This is a genomic window from Streptomyces sp. PKA51 (genome assembly GCF_057552455.1).
The window spans coordinates 1-17,465 of record NZ_BAAJPZ010000010.1 but is presented as its reverse complement, the minus strand read 5'-3'; the positions used below and the strand labels follow the sequence as shown (position 1 = coordinate 17,465).

The window sequence follows — 17,465 nt, the reverse complement described above, 5'->3', positions numbered from 1 at the left end:
TCTGCGATGTCCATGGATGCCCGGGCTGTGCGGCTCTACGGTAATCCGTACCGGACCCGCCCGGCACCGGCTCCACCGCGGCGCCCGGCGTTGCGAGGAGGCCCACCGTGCCCGAGAACCACCGGACGAGCATGGCGGCCCGGCCGCCCGAGAGCCTGCTGTGCGGCACCATGGAGGTCCACCGCCGGCTGCTCACCCAGCACCCGGCGTACGCAGCGGCCCGCACCGCCCTGGAGAACCGCGCCTTCGCCTACGAACAGGGCCTCGCCCGCACCGCCCGGGCGGAGGTGACCTGCATCCCCGTCGTCGTCCACGTGGTGCACCACACCGACGAGCAGAACGTCGACGACGCCCAGGTGCACAGCCAGCTCGACGTCCTCAACCGCGACTTCCGCAAACGCAACCCGGACGTCGCCCGGGTGCCCGCCGTCTGGCAGCAGCTCGCCGCCGACTGCCGCGTGGAATTCCGCCTGGCCACCACCGACCCCGCCGGGCAGCCCACCACCGGCATCACCCGCACCGCCACCGGCGTCGCCTCCTTCGGCACCGACGACGCGGTCAAGTCCACCGCCCGCGGCGGCCACGACGCCTGGCCGGCCGACCGCTACCTCAACATCTGGGTGTGCCCGCTCGGCGACTCCCTCCTCGGCTACGCCCAGTTCCCCGGCGGCCCGGCGGCCACCGACGGCGTGGTGATCCTCCACTCGGCCTTCGGCACGACCGGCACCGCGACCGCGCCCTTCGACCTCGGCCGCACCAGCACGCACGAGGTGGGCCACTGGCTCAACCTCCTGCACATCTGGGGCGACGACGGCACCGGCTGCAGCGGCAGCGACTTCGTCGCCGACACCCCCAACCAGGGCGGCCCCAACTTCGGCGCACCGGCCTTTCCCCGCCAGTCCTGCCACAACGCACCCGACGGGGACATGTTCATGAACTTCATGGACTACGTCGACGACGCGGCCATGTTCCTGTTCACCCAGGGCCAGGCGACACGGATCGACGCCACCCTCGACGGGCCCAGGTCCTGCTTCCGCTGATCAGAAGGGGTACCAGCGCACCGTCGGATCGCCCTCCCGCAGCGAGGCGACCCGGCGGTCGAACTCCGCCCGGGCCGCCGGATTGCCCGGCGCGTGCTGGGCGACCCAGGCGCAGCTCGCCGTCTCCCGCGCCCCGCGCAGCACCGCACACCCCTCCCACTCGCGCACGTCCCAGCCATAGGTGTGCACGAAGGAGTGGTACGCGTCCGCGCCCAGGCCGTAGCGGTCGTGGCTGAGCGCCATCACCACCAGGTCGTGCTCGCGCAGATCCGTGGCGAACGTCTCCAGGTCGACCAGCACCGGCCCGTCGGGGCCCACGTGCACATTGCGCGGCAGTGCATCCCCGTGGATCGGACCCGGCGGCAGCTTCGGCACGAGCGCGGCCGCCGCGGAGGCGAAGCCGTCGCGGCGCTCGCGCAGGTAGTCGGCGTCGGCCGGATCGATCGCGTCCCCGGCGAGCCGCAGCCACCGCTCGACCCCGCCCAGCAGGTCACGGTGCGCCAGCGCGAAGTCCGGTGCCGGCAGGGCGTGCACCTGCCGCAGCAACTGCGCCAGATCGTCCGGCCCCGCCGGACGCCCGGCCTCCGGCACCCGGTGCCACACGGTCACGGGGTGCCCGTCGGCCACCCGGACGTCCGGCTCCGCGGCCCGTACCGCCGGCACACCGCACTCCGCCAGCCAGGACGCGATGCGCACCTCGCGCACCGCCCGCTCCCGCAGCGAGGCGTCCCGGCCCACCTTGGCCACGAGCCCGCCGGCCGCGAACACCGCGTTCTCGCCCAGCGACAGCAGCGTCGCCTCCGCCGCCGGAAGGGGCGCGCCGGACGCCGCGAGGAGCTCGCGCGCCCGTCGTTCCGTGAACGGTTCCACCGGTTGCATGTCCGCCTTTCGTGCAGATGACCGACCCAGTGTCCCCCGGACGGGGCGGGTGTGGCGCCGCGGGACGACCGAAACGATTCTGCCTGGCGTGGGCGCGGGCCGTCGCGCTCCGGACCCGCCCGGCCCCCTGGTACGGTCGCTCCCCATCGGCCGCCGTACCCAACCCCCACGGGGTGCGGCGGCCGCTACGCTCGGCGGGCATGGCAAGTGCGATCATCGGTTTCACGCTCTTTTCCCTAGTGGTGACCATGGCCCCCGGCCCCGACACGCTGCTCGTCCTGCGCAACTGCCTGCGCGGCGGCCGCAGGGCCGGCGCCACCACGGCCCTCGGCGCCGCGATCGGCTCCCTGGCCTGGGGCATCGCCGCGGCCCTCGGCCTGGCGGCCGCGCTCCAGCGCTGGGAGGCGGCCTTCACGGTCGTCCGCCTCGCGGGGGCGGCCTACCTCGTATTTCTCGGCGCGCAGGCCCTGTGGGCCCAACGGCGGGCGATCGCGCCGCGGCTGCCGGAGCAGGGCCCGGCTCCCGAGGTGACCGGCGCCTTCCGCCAGGGCCTGACGAGCTGCCTGCTCAACCCCAAGGTGGGCGTCTTCTTCGTGGCGGTCGTCCCCCAGTTCCTGCCGGACGACTCCGCATCGCTGCTCGGACCGACGCTGCTCTTCGGCGTGCTAGACGCGGTCATCGCGGCGGCGTGGCTCCTGCTGGTGGCCTTCTGCGCCACCCGCGCCCTGACATGGCTCCGCCGACCGCGCGTCAACCGCACCATGGAGCTGGTGACGGGCGGGGTGCTTGTCGCCTTGGGCGTGGGTACGGCGGTGGAGACGGCGTAGGTCAGGTCCGGGGGCGGGGGGAGAGGGTCACCGCCCCGGGCGGGAAGCGGTCGAGACCGGTGACGCGGTGCGCGTTGCGGACGGTGATCCGGAGGTCTTCAGCGCCTGCCAGCGGGGTGAGGTCGAGGGCGACGAGGGTCTTCGGGGCGTACGTGATCTCCAGCGTTCGCAGACCGGGAAACGCCTTGGTTATGGGCTCGGCGGTGGTGAGATCGGTCGGCCTGGTGAGTATCAGATCGCGTATGCCGGGTAGGGGCGTCTGGGTCTCAAGCCGAGAGGCGTCCTGGTCCAGGATGTTGAGCCACGAGAGTGCGGGCAGCGCTGTGAGTTCCGCCCGCGCCGGCTCCGGAATGCCCCATGCCGGGATCGTCAGGGAACGGAGGCCGGTGAGCCGCGGGATTGCCCGGAAGCGGCGTCCGGACTGACCGTTGCAGGAGATGCTCAGCGAGCGGAGCGCCGGTAGCCGGGGGAGCAGGTCGGCATCGAAGTGCGGAACGGGTGGGCCAAGGCTGAGCGATGTCAGGTCGGGCAGTTCGCTGAGTGTGCCGAGGAGCCGTCCGGCCGGGTACCACAGGGCCAGGCTCGTCAGCGGACGCCGATCGATCGGCCCCAGGTCCTGGACCAGGGGAATCCCCGACAGGACGAGGTGCCGGACCGCGGGCAGACGGTCGAGGAAGTCGAGCTCCTCCAGCCGGGTGTTCTGGTACACCTCCAGCTCCCGCAGTGCCTCCGGGCTGACGGCGGTGAGCATCTCATCGGCCGAGAAGTCCCCGGAGAAGCCGATCGAGGACTTTTGGGGGAGGGAAGGAAGTACTGCCAGGGCCTCGCGGTTCCTGACCACGATGCGGCAGTCCGCGGGAAGGTGGTCGAGAATCTCGGTGGCGAATTCCTCTTCCTCGAAGGAGCTCCACGCATCGGCCAGGACGATAGCCAGGCTCCCGGAAGCGTTGCGGTACCGCTTGAGCAAAGCCAGTGCGGCGTCTCCGCCCACGGCGCGCGCCGTCTGGACGACGGCCTGCGCCTCGTCCGTGTCCACCGTCTCGGGCCCCGGCAGCAGCCCGAGGACGACCGGGCCCACGCGTGCCAGTTGCTCGGCCTCGCGCGAGCTCCGTGGCGGCAGCAGCGCCGCCCCCCGCTCCTCCACCGCCGCGCGGATCTCCGGCTCCAGCTCCGTCGCCTGCTCCAGGCAGGCCATGGCCAGCAGGTGCAGCCGCGTGCGGTGCTTGGCCGTGCGGTCGCCGCGGGCGACGATCCGGCGGAGCAGCGTGGCGCGCTCGGCGGGGCGGGCGTGGGCGACGGCCATGCGGATGACGTCCTCCCACTGGTCGTCGTGGGCGTGGCCGACCAGGACGCCCAGGTCGCGGGCCTCGACCGCCGCCTTCGCGCCCAGGTAGTCCTGGAACGTGCGGTGCACGAAGTCGATCGTTTCGGCCGACGGCTGTCGCAGCAGGCCGCTGCGGGTGAGCAGGTGCCGGAGCACCTGTTCCGGGTTGCCCTGCCGGGCCACCGACGCCATCGACGGCAGGGCTTCCTCGACGAGGGCGAGTGCCGTCTCCTCCTCCATCGCCGCCTGCCCGTTGCGAATGAGCCAGTACGCCAGCCGTTGCAGCAGTTGCACGGCCTCCGGGTAGGTGAGGCTGATGCCTTCCGGGGCTTCTATGCCGCGCTCGTCGTCGCGCCGTACCAGCAGCATCGCCAGTGCCGCCTCGTACAGTTCCGTGCGGCTGCGCGGCAGGTGGCCGTGGCGGTCGCGGTGGAGGGCGCACATCAGCGCGCACATCAGGGGGGTGGTGGCCAGTTGGGCGAGTGCCGGCTGGGCGCGGACCGCGTCCTTGAAGCGTTCCTCCAGGGCGGAGCCCGCGCCCGCCGCCGTGTGCCAGCGGCGGGCGAAGACGAAGACGTCCTTGCGGTTCATCGGCCGTACGGTCAGTTCCGTGAAGCCTGAGCCGTCCAGCCAGCGTTCGGGGACGGCCGAAGGGCGCGTGGTCACCATGAAGGACGAGCGCGGGTAGGCGGCCAGCAGGTCGCGCAGCCACTCCCGTGTCTGCTCGCGCCGGTGCCCCGGCACCTCGTCGATGCCGTCGACGAGGATCAGGCCGCGTCCGGCGGCCAGGACGCGGTCGGCCCAGCCGAGGGGCTGGGAGGAGGCGAGGGCGCTGCGTGTGGCCTCCAGGAAGCGGTGCGAGCTCGGCAGGGCGCTTTGGAGGTCGAGGGTGCGCAGGGGGAGGACGAAGGGGATGAGGCCGCGCAGGTGGGCCAGGGGTTCGGGCGGGTTGCCGTGGGCGGCGATGACGGCGAGCCACTGCAGGAGGGTGGTCTTGCCGCTGCCGGCGAGGCCGCGCACGAGGGTGCGCTGCCTGCCGGCGAGGGCTTGTTCGGCTCGTTCGACGACGGTGCCGGGGCCGTGGCCCTCGAACGCCTCGGGTGCGTCCCGGCGGACGGCCAGTTCCAGGCTGAGGTAGGCGGTGTCCAGGGGCCAGCAGGCGGCCTGGGGGCCGTGGAGGTCGAGGCCCACGATGGTCAGGCGGCTGTGCCGTTCGACGAGGTAGTCGCGGTAGCGCTCCTCGAATGCCGTGTCCTCGTCGCTCAGTTGGCGGGCGGCGACCGGGGCCGCCTCCGCGGCCGCCCGGTCCCGCAGCACCATCAGGGCGCCGGTGTCGGCGCCGAGCGCCTTCGCCAGGGACACCAGGGTGGCTTCCGTGGGGACCTTGCGGCCGTTGAGGGTCTGGCTGACGGTGGTGTGGCCCAGGCCGGAGCGGCGCTCCAGTGCCACGTACGTCAGCTTCTTCTCCATGCGCAACAGGCGGAGCCGGGCGGCCAGTTGGGCCAGAGCCTCACTCATGGATACATCTTCGTACGCGCGAACGCCGGTGAACGCGCGATCGGTGAAGTTCACGGCATGACAACACACCTGATGGCAGCAGTCGTCCTTGTCACCGCAGTCGTCGCGACGGTGCGGAAGGGCGACGACCCCGCCGACCTTCTCGCCGTCGTCGCCAATGTCCTCAATCTCCTGGCGCTGCTCAGCCGGCAGCGCTGAAGTCCGCCGCGTGGTCCTCGGCCCAGCTCGCGAACGAGCGGGCCGGGTGACCCGTCAGCTGCCGGACGCCGGGGCGTACGGGCTGCGGGTGGCCGACTCCGGCCGCCCAGGCGTCCAGCAGGGCGTCGGCGAACGCGCCCGGCATGAAGGCGGAGACGTCCTGCTTCCACTCCTGCGGCGTCACGGTTTCGATCGTGACGTCCCGGCCCGTGGCCCGGCCGATGGCCTCGGCCTGCTGGCGGAAGGTGAGGGACTCCGGGCCCGACAGCTCGTAGGCGCCGCCCACGGGCCGGGGGTCGGTCAGAGCGGCCAGGGCGGCCTCGGCGATGTCCTTTTCGTGGATGGGGTCGACGTGGGCGTCGGGGTACGGCAGGCGCAGCGGGGTGCCGGCGGTGATGGCCGGGGCCCAGCCGAGGGCGTTGGTGGCGAAGGAGCCGGGGCGCAGGAGGGTCGCCGTCACGGGGGCGGCGATGAGGGCCTGTTCGGCTTCCCAGTGGTGGCGGCCGATGGGGTCGGTCGCGGCGCCGGGGGCGAGGACGGTGGTGGAGGAGAGCAGCACGATGTGCTGGACGCCCGCGGCGACGGCTTCCTTGAGGAAGTCGTCGATGTGGGAGGGCTCCGCGTACAGGAAGACGGCGGTGACGCCGCGCAGTGCGGCGGCGAAGGTCTGCGGCTCGTCGAGGGCCAGGCGGGCCCGCTCGACGCCGTCGGGCAGGTCGAGCTCCTCGGGCTTGCGGGAGACCGCGCGGACGGGCAGGCCGCGGTCGTGGAGGAGGCCGATGAGGGTGCGGCCGACGCGGCCGCGGCTTCCGGTCACTAGAATCGTCATGCCGAAGATTGTGTGGCGCTCATATTGCGTCGCGCAAGTAATTATTGCGAGAAGTGATCCGGAAGGATGGATTCCAGTGACCGAACGGGCGGAGCTGCTGGGGCGGATCGCCGACGAGAGCCGCCGGCACTACGCCGCCTGGACGCTGTTCAACCAGGCCCTCGCCGACCACCTCGGCCTGCACCCCACCGATCTGCAGTGCATCAGCCTGCTCGACCTGGCGTCCGGCCCCCTGACCACCGGCGAGGTCGCCCGGCTCACCGGACTGACGCCCGGCTCGGCCACCCGGCTCGTCGACCGCCTGGCCAGGGCCGGGCTGGTCGAGCGCCGTACCGATCCGGCCGACCGCCGCCGCGCGCTGGTGGCCATGGCCCCCGGCGCGGCGCAGCGCATCGGAGCCGCCTGGGAGGTCCCGGGCACGGCGTTCCGCAACGTCCTGGCGGAATACAGCGACAAGGAACTCGCCCTCATCGGCGACTACCTCGCCCGCGGCACCGAGGTGGGCCGCGCCCAGGCCGAGCGGCTACGCGGTGCCGGCGAGGGGTAGCGCGAGCGGGGCCGCCGCGGCCCGGTCGTAGCGCCGCAGCACCAGGTCGACGACCTCGGGCGCCGGGCCCAGGACGTCCGCCAGGACGTCGGCCCCCGCGGCCCGGGCGCCGGCGGCGATGCGGTCCGGCAGCCGGCCGGGGGCCAGGACATAGGGCGCCACGGCCACCCGGCGGGCGCCGGACGCGCGCAGGTCGCGTACGACGTCCTCGGTCCGGGGGGAGCGGGCGGAGGCGAACGCGGGCCGCACGGCGAACCATCGACCGGTTCGCCGCCACTCCCGCGCGATGTCCGCGATCACCGCGTTCGCCTCCGGGTCGGAGGAGCCCGCCGAGGCCAGGACGACCCCGGTCGAGCGGCGTGCGCCGGGCGCCAGGCCGGCCCCGGCCTCGTGCAGCCGCCGCTCCAGGGCGGCGGTCAGCAGGGCGGAGGGGCCCAGGACGTGCGCCCGGCGCACCGTCAGCTCCGGCAGCCGGGTGGCTGCCGCGGCCAGGACGGACGGGATGTCGGTCCTGGCGTGGAAGGCGTGGGTCAGCAGCAGGGGCAGCGCGACCGCCTCCCGTACGCCCTGCGCCGCGAGGCCGTCGAGCACCCGGCCCACCGGCGGGGCGCAGAAGTCGAGGAAGCCCGCCTCGACCCGCAGCCCCGGCCGCCGCGCCGCGATGCGGCGGCGCAGCGCCCGGACGGTGGCAGCGTGCCGGGGGTCGCGGCTGCCGTGGGCGACGAGCACCAGCATCGGCCGCCGTGCCGCCGGGGCTGTTGCCCCCCGGTCCGTCGCCCTCGGGCCTGTCGTCACCGGAGGTCTCGTCACCGCGCCGCCGCCAGGCCGCGGCCGCGCAGGACCCGCCGCTCCAGGGGGCTGAAGACGGCGAGGTCGATGGCGATGCCCACGAACAGGATGAGGAGGATGCCCAGCAGCACCCCCGGCATGTCGGAGTCGGTGCGGGCGTTCTCCAGGTACTGCCCCAGGCCGAGGCCCAGGTCGGGGGAGGAGGCGATGAGTTCGGCCGCCATCAGCGACCGCCAGGAGAAGGCCCAGCCCTGCTTGAGTCCGGCGATGTACCCGGGCAGGGCGGCCGGCAGCAGTACGTGGCGCGCCCCGCGCAGGCCCGTGGCGCCCAGGGTGCGACCGGCCCGCAGGTACAGCGGCGGCACCTGGTCGATGCCGGAGACCAGGCCGTTGGCGATGGAGGGCACCGCGCCGAGCAGGATCACCGCGTACATCGCGGAGTCGGTGATGCCCAGCCAGATGACGGCGGCGGGCACCCAGGCGACGGAGGGCAGCGACTGCAGGCCGGAGAGGACGGGCCCCAGGGCGGCCCGTACCACCGGCACCCTGGCCACCAGCAGCCCCAGGGGGGTGCCGAGGGCCAGGGCGGCGGCGAAGCCCAGCAGGCCGCGCGAGACGCTGGTCCAGATGATGCCGAGGAGCGTGCCGTTCAGCCACAGGGCGCGCAGACTGTGCCAGACGGCGCCGGGGTCGGGCAGTTTGTAGTCCTCGGTGACGTGGGCCAGCACCAGCAGCTTCCACACCACGAGCACCAGCACCACCGCCGCCACCGGCGGCAGTACCTTGCCCAGCAGCACCTGGCGCAGGGGGATCCGGCGGACCTGGACGGTCTCCAGGGCGTCCAGGCCCGCCTCCAGGCCGGCGACGTCCGGCTCGGCGGTGGCGCCCGCGGACTTACTGCTGGCGGCCATGGCGGCGGATCTCCCTTCGCAGCTCCTCGGTGATCTCGACGGAGAGCTCGGCCACCGCCGCGTCCTCGATGCGGCGCGGCTGCGGGATGTCCACCGTCCACTCGCGCACCACCCGGCCCGGCCGGGAGGAGAGCAGCACCACCCGCTGACCCAGGCGCACGGCCTCGCGCACGTTGTGGGTGACGAACAGCACCGAGACGTTCGTCTCCGACCAGATGCGGGTCAGTTCGTGGTGCAGCACGTCGCGGGTGATGGCGTCCAGCGCCGCGAACGGCTCGTCCATCAGCAGCACCCGGCTGTCCTGCGCCAGCGCCCGGGCGAGGGCCACGCGCTGGCGCATCCCGCCGGACAGCTCGTGCACCCGCTTGCCGTACGCGCCGCCCAGCCGGACGAGCTGCAGCAGCCGCTCGGCCTCGGGGCGGCGCTCGGCCCGGGGCACCCCGCGCAGCCGCAGGGCGAGTTCGATGTTGCGGCCGGCGGTCAGCCACGGGAACAGCGCGTGCTCCTGGAACATCAGCGCCGGCCGGCCGCCGGGCACGCGGATGCTGCCGCCGCTGGGCCGGTCCAGGCCGGCGACCAGGTTGAGCAGCGTCGACTTGCCGCAGCCGGACGCCCCGAGCAGGCAGACGAACTCGCCGGGGCGGACGTCGAGGGTGATGTCCTCCAGCACGGGGACGTCCCCGCCGGAGCGGCCGCGGCCCCTGTGGCCGAAGCTCTTGCGGACGTGGTCGATGCGGACGGCCGCCGGTGTGCCGTCGTCGACGACGGCCGGCTCCGGTGTGCCGGTGGTCAGCGCCGGGGTCATCCGGTCACCTCCTGGTGTGCGGACGGGCATGCGCGCCCCTACTGCCGCGTGCACGGGATCACTGCTTTCCGAGCCCGGCCGCGTCGACCGCGGGCCGGCCCTGTGCCTTGAGCACCTTGTTGAGCAGGGTCAGGTCGTAGATGCCGGTCAGGTCCGGCTTGTCGAGCAGGCCGGCGGTGACGGCGTGGTCCGCCTCCGCCCGCAGCGTGGCGGCCAGCGGGTCGTCGGTGGTGACCAGCGACCGCCAGGCCGGGTCGAGCACCTCGGCCGGCAGCCCCTTGCCGCTCAGCCGCTTCAGGGCCGCGTTCGCCGACTCCTCGGCCTGCTGCGGGTGGGCGGCGATCCAGGCGTTCGTCCGCACCGATCCGCGCAGCACGGCCTCGACCACGTCCGGGTGCGCATCGAGGAACGTCTTCGAGACGATCACATTGGTGATCACGAACTTCCCGTCCGGCCACAGCGTGCTCTCGTCCAGCAGCACCTTGCCGCCCTCGGAGACCAGCTTCGAGGCGGTCGGCTCGGGCACCCACGCGCCGTCCACCGAGCCGGACTTGAAGGCGTCGGGCACCACCTTGTTGTCCGTGCGGACGACGGAGACGTCCCCCTTGCCGCTCTGCGGGTCGACCTTCCAGCCCTGCCCGGCGGCCCAGTTGAGGAACGCCACGTCCTGGGTGTTGCCCTTCTGCGGGGTGGCGATCCGCTTGCCCTTGACGTCCTGCAGCGAGGTGATCTTCTTCGGGTCGACCACCAGCTTCACCCCGCCCGAGGCCGACCCGGCGACGATCCGCAGGTTCTTGCCGCCGGACTTGACGTAACCGTTGATCGCCGGCGACGGGCCGATCCAGCCGATGTCGATCGAGCCGGCGTTGAGCGCCTCGATCTCGGAGGGGCCCGCGTTGAACGTCGTCGAGCGCACCTTGGTGCCGCCCAGCTCCTTCTGGATGATCCCTTCCTGTTCGCCGACGAGCGGCGTGGCGTGGGTGAGGTTCGGGAAGTAGCCCAGGCGCACGGTGTCGGCGGAGAGCTTCTGCGCACCGGCGGCGCCGGATCCGGCCGCGGTGCCCGAGTCCTTGGCGGAGCCGTAGCCGCAGGCGGCCAGGGCGGTCAGGAGCAGGGGGACGGCGGCGAGCGCCGGCAGCAGCCGGCGGTGGCGGGGGGCAGCGGACACGAGGGGACATCCTCTCGTCGGGTGGAGCTCCGGCGGTGGGGGAGGACAAGCGGGCGACCCGCAGGGGGCGCAGGTCAGCGGCGCGGCGCGCCGCAGCACGCACATCGCCCGACCCCGCCCTGGCCGCTGCCGAGCCAGCCGCTGCCGATGCGGCCGCCCTCCTTGTGGAACGTCGCGAAGACGTCCGTGAACGCCGCGAAGACGTCCGCCCCCCGTCCGTGCATGGTCAGAAGTCCCAGCCCTCGTCGTCGGCGACCGCGGCCGCGGGCGCCGCGAAGGCCGCACCGGCCATGCCGGCGGTGAGCGTGGTGCCGTCGGCCGGGTCGATCAGCAGGAAGGAACCGGTGCGCCGCGAGTCGGCGTACGCGTCCAGCGCCAGCGGTTCGGCGGTGCGCAGCACCACGCGCCCGATGTCGTTCGAGCACAGCTCTCCGGGGTCGGGATGGTCGCGGAGGTCCTCCAGGGACAGCCGGGACGGCACGGCCTTGACCACCGCCTTGACGGTCCGTGTGGTGTGCTTGAGCAGCACCCGGTCGCCCGGGCGCAGCGGCCGGTCGGCCAGGTGGCACACGGTGGCCTCGACGTCGCGGGTCACGGCGGGCGCGGCGGCCGCCGGCGCGATGAGGTCGCCGCGTGCGACGTCGAGGTCGTCGGCCAGGCGTACGGTGACCGACTGCGGCGCCCAGGCGATGTCCACGGGGTGGCCCAGCGCGTCGATGCCGGCGACCGTCGTCGTACGGCCCGAGGGCAGCACGGTGACCGCATCGCCGGTGCGCAGCACGCCGGCGGCGATCTGGCCGGCGTAGCCGCGGTAGTCGCGGTGCTCGGCGCGTTGCGGGCGGATGACGTACTGCACGGGGAAGCGCGCGGGCTCCGCGGAGGGGTCGGCGACCACGGGCACCGACTCCAGGTGCTCCAGCACGGTGGGGCCGCCGTACCAGTCCATGTGCGCGGAGGGATGGACCACATTGTCGCCGGCGAGCGCCGAGATGGGGATCGCGGTCACCTCCGGCACCCCGAGCGTGGCGGCGTACGCGCCGAACTCCTCGGCGATCTTCGCGAAGACGGCCTCCTCGTAGCCGACCAGGTCCATCTTGTTGACGGCCAGCGCCACGTGCGGCACCCGCAGGAGGGCGGCGACCGCGGCGTGCCGGCGGGTCTGCTCGACCACGCCGTTGCGGGCGTCGACGAGCACCAGGGCCAGCTCGGCGGTGGAGGCGCCGGTGACCATGTTGCGCGTGTACTGCACGTGCCCGGGCGTGTCGGCGAGCACGAACCGGCGGCGGGCGGTGGCGAAGTAGCGGTGGGCCACGTCGATGGTGATGCCCTGCTCCCGCTCGGCGCGCAGCCCGTCGGTCAGCAGCGCCAGGTCCACGGCCTCGTGGCCGCGGCTGCGCGAGGCGTGCTCCACGGCCTCCAGCTGATCGGTCAGCACCGACCGGGAGTCGTGCAGCAGCCGCCCCACCAGGGTGGACTTGCCGTCGTCGACGGAGCCGGCGGTGGCGAAGCGCAGCAGCGAGGCCGGTGCGCCGGTGTCGGACAGGGTGGTCATGGCGGTCATGGCGGTCATGGCTAGAAGTACCCCTCGCGCTTGCGGTCCTCCATCGCGGCCTCCGACAGCTTGTCGTCGGCCCGGGTCGCGCCCCGTTCGGTGAGCCGGGAGGCGGCGATCTCGGCGATGACGGCCTCGACGGTGGCCGCGTCGGAGTCGACGGCCCCGGTGCACGACATGTCGCCCACCGTGCGGTAGCGCACCAGCCGTCTCTCCAGGCGCTCCCCGTCCCGCGGGCCGCCCCATGCGCCGGGGGCCAGCCACATGCCGTCGCGGGCGAAGACCTCGCGCTCGTGCGCGTAGTAGATGGACGGCAGCTCGATCCGCTCGCGGGCGATGTACTGCCACACGTCCAGCTCGGTGAAGTTCGACAGCGGGAAGACGCGCACGTGCTCGCCGGGGGAGTGGCGGCCGTTGTACAGCTGCCACAGCTCCGGGCGCTGGCGGCGCGGGTCCCAGCCGCCGAACTCGTCGCGCAGGGAGAACACCCGCTCCTTGGCCCGCGCCTTCTCCTCGTCCCGCCGGCCGCCGCCGAGGACGGCGTCGAAGCGGTGGCGGGCGATGGCGTCCAGCAGCGGCACGGTCTGCAGCGGGTTGCGCGTGCCGTCGGGGCGCTCGCGCAGCTCGCCGCGGTCGATGAAGTCCTGCACCGAGGCCACGTGCAGCCGCAGCCCGTGCTCGGCGACCGTGCGGTCGCGGTGGGCGAGGACCTCGTCGAAGTTGTGCCCGGTGTCCACGTGCAGCAGCGCGAACGGCACCGGCGCGGGCGCGAACGCCTTGAGCGCCAGGTGCAGCATCACGATGGAGTCCTTGCCGCCCGAGAAGAGGATCACCGGCCGCTCGAACTCCCCGGCCACCTCCCGCAGGACGTGGACCGCCTCCGACTCCAGCGCGTCCAGGTGCGACAGGGCGTACGGCGTGTCGCCCGCGCCCCCGATCGGCTCGATGCTCATATCAGCCCCCGCTCCACCAGAGCGGCGTGCACCGCCGCGACCGACTCCCCGACGCCCTGCTCGTGCGCCGCTATCCGCACATCCGGCGCCTCGGGCGCCTCGTAGGGGTCGTCCACCCCGGTCAGCCCGCTGATCTCGCCGGCCGCCTGCCGCGCGTACAACCCCTTGACGTCGCGCGCCGAGCACACCTCGACCGGCGTCGCCACATGCACCTCCAGGTACGGCGTGCCGTGCGCCCGGTGCTGCTTGCGTACCGCCTCCCGCGCATCCGCGTACGGCGCGATGACCGGGACGAGCACGGTCACCCCGTGCCCGGCCAGCAGCCGGGCGACGAAGCCGATGCGGCGGACGTTGATGTCCCGGTCCGCGCGGGAGAAGCCGAGCCCGGCGGAGAGGAACTCCCGGATCTCGTCGCCGTCGAGCACCTCGACCCGGTGCCCCTCGCCGCGCAGCCGCTCGGCGAGCGAGCGGGCGATGGTCGTCTTGCCCGCGCTCGGCAGGCCGGTCAGCCACACGGTGGCGCCCGTCATGTTCGTCGTTCTCCCCGTCGTGTCGTGCGGTGGTCCCGTGCGGTCATCCGTGCAGCCCGCACTCGGTCTTGCCGGTGCCCGCCCAGCGGCCGGCGCGTACGTCCTCGCCCGGTGCCGTGCGGCGGGTGCACGGGGCACAGCCGACGGAGGCGTAGCCGTCCATCAGCAGCGGGTTGACCAGGACGCCGTGCTCGGCGACATAGGCGTCGACGTCCGCCTGCGTCCAGCGGGCGATGGGCGCGACCTTGACCTTGTGCCGCCGGGCGTCCCAGCCCACCACCGGCGTGTGCGCCCGGGTGGGGGACTCGTCGCGGCGCAGCCCCGTCGCCCACGCGTCGTAGCCGGCCAGGCCCGCCCGCAGCGGCTCGACCTTGCGCAGCCGGCAGCACAGGTCCGGATCGCGCTCGTGCAGCCGCGGCCCGTACGCCGCGTCCTGCTCGGCCACGGACTGCCGCGGGGTGAGCGTGACGACGGTGACGTCCATGACGGCGGCCACCGCGTCCCGCGTGCCGATGGTCTCGGGAAAGTGGTAGCCGGTGTCGAGGAAGAGCACGTCGATGCCCGGCCGGACGCGTGCGGCGAGGTGGGCGACCACCGCGTCGGCCATCGACGCGGTGACGCACAGCCGTTCGCCGAAGGTCTCGGCGGCCCAGCGCAGGATCTCCTCCGCCGGGGCCTCCTCCAGCTCCCGGCCCGCCCGCTCGGCCAGCTCCCGCAGCTCGCTCATCGCTCCTCCCGGTGGGCCGCGCCCCGGGCGAGCAGGCCCAGGAACGCCAGCTTGAACGCGCGGTTGCAGGCCGCGCACTGCCAGGCGCCGTGCCCCTGCTCGCCGGGGCGCAGGTCCTCGTCGCCGCAGTAGGGGCAGTAGAAGGGTGCCGCGCGCTCGCTCATGACAGATCCGCCTCCTGCGCCCGCGCCACCCACTGGGCGAACCGCTCGCCGTCGGCGCGCTGGCCGAGGTAGCGGCGCAGCACGCGCTCGATGTAGTCGGCCAGCTGGCCGGAGGTGACCTTCAGCCCGCGCACCTTGCGGCCGAAGCCGGCCTCCAGGCCCAGCGCGCCGCCCAGGTGTACCTGGAAGCCCTCGACCTGCCGGCCGGCGTCGTCGGTCACGAGCTGGCCCTTGAGACCGATGTCCGCGACCTGGATACGGGCGCAGGCGTTGGGGCAGCCGTTGATGTTGATGGTCAGCGGCTCGTCGAACTCCGGCAGCCGGCGCTCGAGTTCCTCTATGAGCGCCGCGCCGCGCGCCTTGGTCTCGACGATGGCGAGCTTGCAGAACTCGATGCCGGTGCACGCCATCGTCCCGCGCCTGAACGGCGAGGGGCTCACCCGCAGGCCCAGCGCCTCCAGGCCCGCCACCAGCGGTTCCACCTGCTCCTCGGAGACGTCGAGCACGATCATCTTCTGCTCGGCGGTGGTGCGCACACGCTGCGAGCCGTGGCGCTCGGCCAGTTCGGCGATCTTCGTCAGGGTCGCGCCGTCGACGCGGCCGACGCGCGGGGCGAACCCGACGTAGAAGCGGCCGTCCTGCTGCCGGTGCACCCCCACGTGGTCGCGCCAGCGGGCGAGCGGCTGCTGCGGCGGCGGGCCGTCGAGGAGCTTGCGGTGGAGGTACTCCTCCTCCAGCACCTGCCGGAAGCGCTCGGCCCCCCAGTCGGCGAGGAGGAACTTCAGCCGCGCGCGGTTGCGCAGCCGGCGGTAGCCGTAGTCGCGGAAGATGCCGATGACGCCCTCGAAGACGTCCGGCACCTCCTCCAACGGCACCCAGGCGCCCAGCCGTTCCCCGATTCTGGGGTTGGTCGACAGCCCGCCGCCCACCCACACGTCGAAGCCCGGGCCGTGCTCGGGGTGGTGCACGCCGACGAAGGACACGTCGTTGATCTCGTGCGCCACGTCCAGCAGGGGCGAGCCGGAGATCGCGGACTTGAACTTGCGCGGCAGGTTGGAGAACGCGGGGTTGCCGACGACGCGGCGGTGGATCTCCTCCACGGCCCAGGTGCCGTCGACGATCTCGTCCTCGGCGATGCCCGCGACCGGCGAGCCCAGGATCACCCGGGGGGTGTCCCCGCACGCCTCGGTGGTCGACAGGCCCACGGCCTCCAGCCGGCGCCAGATCTCCGGCACGTCCTCGATGCGGATCCAGTGGTACTGGATGTTCTGCCGGTCGGTGATGTCGGCGGTGCCGCGCGCGAACTCCTGGGAGATCTCGCCGACGACGCGCAGCTGGGCGGTGGTCAGCCGGCCGCCGTCGATGCGCACCCGCAGCATGAAGTACTCGTCGTCCAGCTCCTCGGGCGCCAGGACCGCCGTCTTCCCGCCGTCGATCCCCGGCTTGCGCTGGGTGTACAGGCCCCACCAGCGCATCCGGCCGCGCAGGTCGGCGGGGTCGATGGAGTGGAAGCCGGTCCGGGAGTAGATCGTCTCAATGCGTGTCCGCACATTGAGACCGTCGTCGTCCTTCTTGACCTGCTCGTTCGGATTGAGCGGCGTGAAGTGACCGACGGCCCACTGGCCTTCGCCCCGGTGGCGGCCGGCCTTGCGCCGGGGCGGGGCCGCGGCGCGACGAGGGGTGCTGTCAGTCATGGTGAAATGTCCTTAAATGTCCGCACATGCCGGCAGGGAAGGCAGGGGAAAGGCAGTGAAAGGGGTACGGCAAAAACGGAAACAACGGAAGAATTGTGCAGAAGCGCCTCGTCGGCGGCGATGGCAACGAGGGCGTGGAAACGGCGGCGCTGTGACTGTCAGCCCGCGGGACACATGGCGCTGGACATGCGGCAGAGGTCGATGTGACGTCGGGTCACCAAGGCTATTCCAGCTCGGGACATGGCGGAAGCGTTGCACGACGCTCTTCGGCCAGTCCACTGTTGTCCGAATAACGAGAAAAACCGTCCCGCATGGCGGGACGGCTGGGGGGTGCGGCCGGGGTTTCTACGCCCCGGGCCAGGGGCCCGGAGCGGGCACGTCCGGCTCCTCCTCGGTACGCGTCTCGAACACCCGGAACCCGCGCCGCTCGTAGTTGGCGAGCGCATGCGGACCGTCCTTGCTGCACGTGTGCAGCCACACCCGCCGCGTCGCCTCCCGCCCCGGCCACCGCTCGGCCAGGTCCCAGGCCCGCGCGGTGCCGTACGACAACAGGTGACCGCCGATGCCGCGCCCCTGGAAGGCGGGCAGCAGACCGAAATAGACGATCTCCACCACGCCCTCGTCCTGCGGGTCCAGCTCCACATAGCCGGCGGGCGTGCCGTGCTCGTACGCCACCCACGTCTCCACGCCCGGCCTGGCCAGGTGCTCCTCCCAGCGCGCGTACGACCAGGGCAGACGATCGGTCCAGCTGATGTCGCCGCCCACGGCGGTGTACAGGAAGCGGCTGAACTCGGGCGAGGGCACGGCGGCCCGTTCGATCCGGATCCCGGACGAGGAGTCCGGCACGCGGGACGGGCACAGGTCCTGCGGCGACGTCTGCGCCATCGACCAGGTGGTGACGGGGTGGGTGGTGGCCATGATGCGAGTGTCGCTCATGGCCGAAACCACCCCGCACGGCGGGGGTGCGCCTGCGGCGGGCCTGGCCCCCACCCCGCCCCTTCCCGAAACCG

20 protein-coding genes are annotated in these 17,465 nt (G+C 73.3%); 4 read left to right on the top strand and 16 right to left on the bottom strand.

The features are described from left to right. The first annotated feature begins 107 nt into the window (after window positions 1-107). Window positions 108-1,040, top strand: a complete 933-nt coding sequence (locus AC27L3_RS16940; RefSeq protein WP_487234845.1) for a zinc metalloprotease — start codon at window positions 108-110, stop codon at window positions 1,038-1,040. Here AC27L3_RS16940 and AC27L3_RS16935 read toward each other — a convergent pair whose 3' ends face one another. Beyond that, window positions 1,041-1,910: a phosphotransferase enzyme family protein gene (locus AC27L3_RS16935; protein WP_487234844.1), complete on the bottom strand. Its 870-nt coding sequence runs from the start codon at window positions 1,908-1,910 to the stop codon at window positions 1,041-1,043. Window positions 1,911-2,119: 209 nt separating this feature from the next. On the opposite strand from AC27L3_RS16935, the gene AC27L3_RS16930 reads away from it, so the two are divergent. Beyond that, complete coding sequence (locus tag AC27L3_RS16930; protein ID WP_487234843.1) at window positions 2,120-2,746, top strand: LysE family translocator; 627 nt, start codon at window positions 2,120-2,122, stop codon at window positions 2,744-2,746. A 1-nt stretch (window position 2,747) separates the two neighbouring features. Here the strand turns inward: AC27L3_RS16930 and AC27L3_RS16925 are convergent, their stop codons facing one another. Next, a complete protein-coding gene (locus tag AC27L3_RS16925) occupies window positions 2,748-5,588 on the bottom strand; it encodes an NACHT domain-containing protein (RefSeq protein WP_487234842.1) in 2,841 nt (946 codons plus the stop codon). Between the two features lie 57 nt (window positions 5,589-5,645). Between AC27L3_RS16925 and AC27L3_RS16920 the strand changes: the two genes are divergently transcribed. Next, a complete protein-coding gene (locus AC27L3_RS16920; RefSeq protein ID WP_487234841.1) occupies window positions 5,646-5,786 on the top strand; it encodes a hypothetical protein in 141 nt (46 codons plus the stop codon). On the opposite strand, the gene AC27L3_RS16915 is transcribed toward AC27L3_RS16920, so the two are convergent. Beyond that, complete coding sequence (locus AC27L3_RS16915; RefSeq protein WP_487234840.1) at window positions 5,770-6,615, bottom strand: SDR family oxidoreductase; 846 nt, start codon at window positions 6,613-6,615, stop codon at window positions 5,770-5,772. The two genes, AC27L3_RS16920 and AC27L3_RS16915, sit on opposite strands and share 17 nt — an antisense overlap. A gap of 76 nt (window positions 6,616-6,691) precedes the next feature. Here AC27L3_RS16915 and AC27L3_RS16910 point away from each other — a divergent pair, with 76 nt between their 5' ends. Further along, a complete protein-coding gene (locus AC27L3_RS16910; protein WP_487234839.1) occupies window positions 6,692-7,162 on the top strand; it encodes a MarR family winged helix-turn-helix transcriptional regulator in 471 nt (156 codons plus the stop codon). Here AC27L3_RS16910 and AC27L3_RS16905 read toward each other — a convergent pair. The 13 genes from AC27L3_RS16905 to AC27L3_RS16845 form a co-directional block, all read right to left on the bottom strand. Further along, complete coding sequence (locus AC27L3_RS16905) at window positions 7,139-7,897, bottom strand: sirohydrochlorin chelatase (protein WP_487234838.1); 759 nt, start codon at window positions 7,895-7,897, stop codon at window positions 7,139-7,141. The two genes, AC27L3_RS16910 and AC27L3_RS16905, sit on opposite strands and share 24 nt — an antisense overlap. Window positions 7,898-7,968: 71 nt before the next feature. Continuing rightward, complete coding sequence (locus tag AC27L3_RS16900) at window positions 7,969-8,862, bottom strand: ABC transporter permease (protein WP_487234837.1); 894 nt, start codon at window positions 8,860-8,862, stop codon at window positions 7,969-7,971. Then, complete coding sequence (locus tag AC27L3_RS16895; RefSeq protein ID WP_487234836.1) at window positions 8,846-9,667, bottom strand: ABC transporter ATP-binding protein; 822 nt, start codon at window positions 9,665-9,667, stop codon at window positions 8,846-8,848. Before AC27L3_RS16895 ends, AC27L3_RS16900 begins: the two co-directional genes overlap by 17 nt. Before the next feature lie 58 nt (window positions 9,668-9,725). Continuing rightward, entirely contained in the window at window positions 9,726-10,835 is a 1,110-nt protein-coding gene (locus tag AC27L3_RS16890; protein WP_487234835.1) for an aliphatic sulfonate ABC transporter substrate-binding protein, read from the bottom strand. Between the two features lie 74 nt (window positions 10,836-10,909). Next, entirely contained in the window at window positions 10,910-11,059 is a 150-nt protein-coding gene (locus AC27L3_RS16885) for a hypothetical protein (protein WP_487234996.1), read from the bottom strand. A 2-nt stretch (window positions 11,060-11,061) separates the two neighbouring features. Beyond that, a complete protein-coding gene (locus AC27L3_RS16880) occupies window positions 11,062-12,396 on the bottom strand; it encodes a sulfate adenylyltransferase subunit 1 (RefSeq protein WP_487234990.1) in 1,335 nt (444 codons plus the stop codon). A gap of 11 nt (window positions 12,397-12,407) precedes the next feature. Beyond that, window positions 12,408-13,340: a sulfate adenylyltransferase subunit CysD gene (gene cysD, locus AC27L3_RS16875; RefSeq protein ID WP_487234834.1), complete on the bottom strand. Its 933-nt coding sequence runs from the start codon at window positions 13,338-13,340 to the stop codon at window positions 12,408-12,410. Continuing rightward, entirely contained in the window at window positions 13,337-13,870 is a 534-nt protein-coding gene (gene cysC, locus AC27L3_RS16870) for an adenylyl-sulfate kinase (RefSeq protein ID WP_487234833.1), read from the bottom strand. The genes cysD and cysC overlap by 4 nt, the downstream gene beginning before the upstream one ends. A 43-nt stretch (window positions 13,871-13,913) precedes the next feature. Continuing rightward, entirely contained in the window at window positions 13,914-14,597 is a 684-nt protein-coding gene (locus AC27L3_RS16865; RefSeq protein WP_487234832.1) for a phosphoadenylyl-sulfate reductase, read from the bottom strand. Beyond that, a complete protein-coding gene (locus tag AC27L3_RS16860) occupies window positions 14,594-14,761 on the bottom strand; it encodes a hypothetical protein (RefSeq protein ID WP_487234831.1) in 168 nt (55 codons plus the stop codon). The genes AC27L3_RS16865 and AC27L3_RS16860 overlap by 4 nt, the downstream gene beginning before the upstream one ends. Continuing rightward, on the bottom strand, window positions 14,758-16,455 hold the full coding sequence (locus AC27L3_RS16855; protein ID WP_487234830.1) for a nitrite/sulfite reductase: 1,698 nt from the start codon (window positions 16,453-16,455) through the stop codon (window positions 14,758-14,760). The genes AC27L3_RS16860 and AC27L3_RS16855 overlap by 4 nt, the downstream gene beginning before the upstream one ends. A gap of 158 nt (window positions 16,456-16,613) precedes the next feature. After that, window positions 16,614-16,697 carry a putative leader peptide gene (locus AC27L3_RS16850; RefSeq protein ID WP_365967058.1) on the bottom strand — a complete coding sequence of 28 codons (84 nt, stop codon included), beginning with the start codon at window positions 16,695-16,697 and terminating at the stop codon, window positions 16,614-16,616. 103 nt (window positions 16,698-16,800) lie between these two features. Further along, window positions 16,801-17,391, bottom strand: a complete 591-nt coding sequence (locus tag AC27L3_RS16845) for a GNAT family N-acetyltransferase (protein ID WP_487234829.1) — start codon at window positions 17,389-17,391, stop codon at window positions 16,801-16,803. Window positions 17,392-17,465 lie beyond the last annotated feature (74 nt).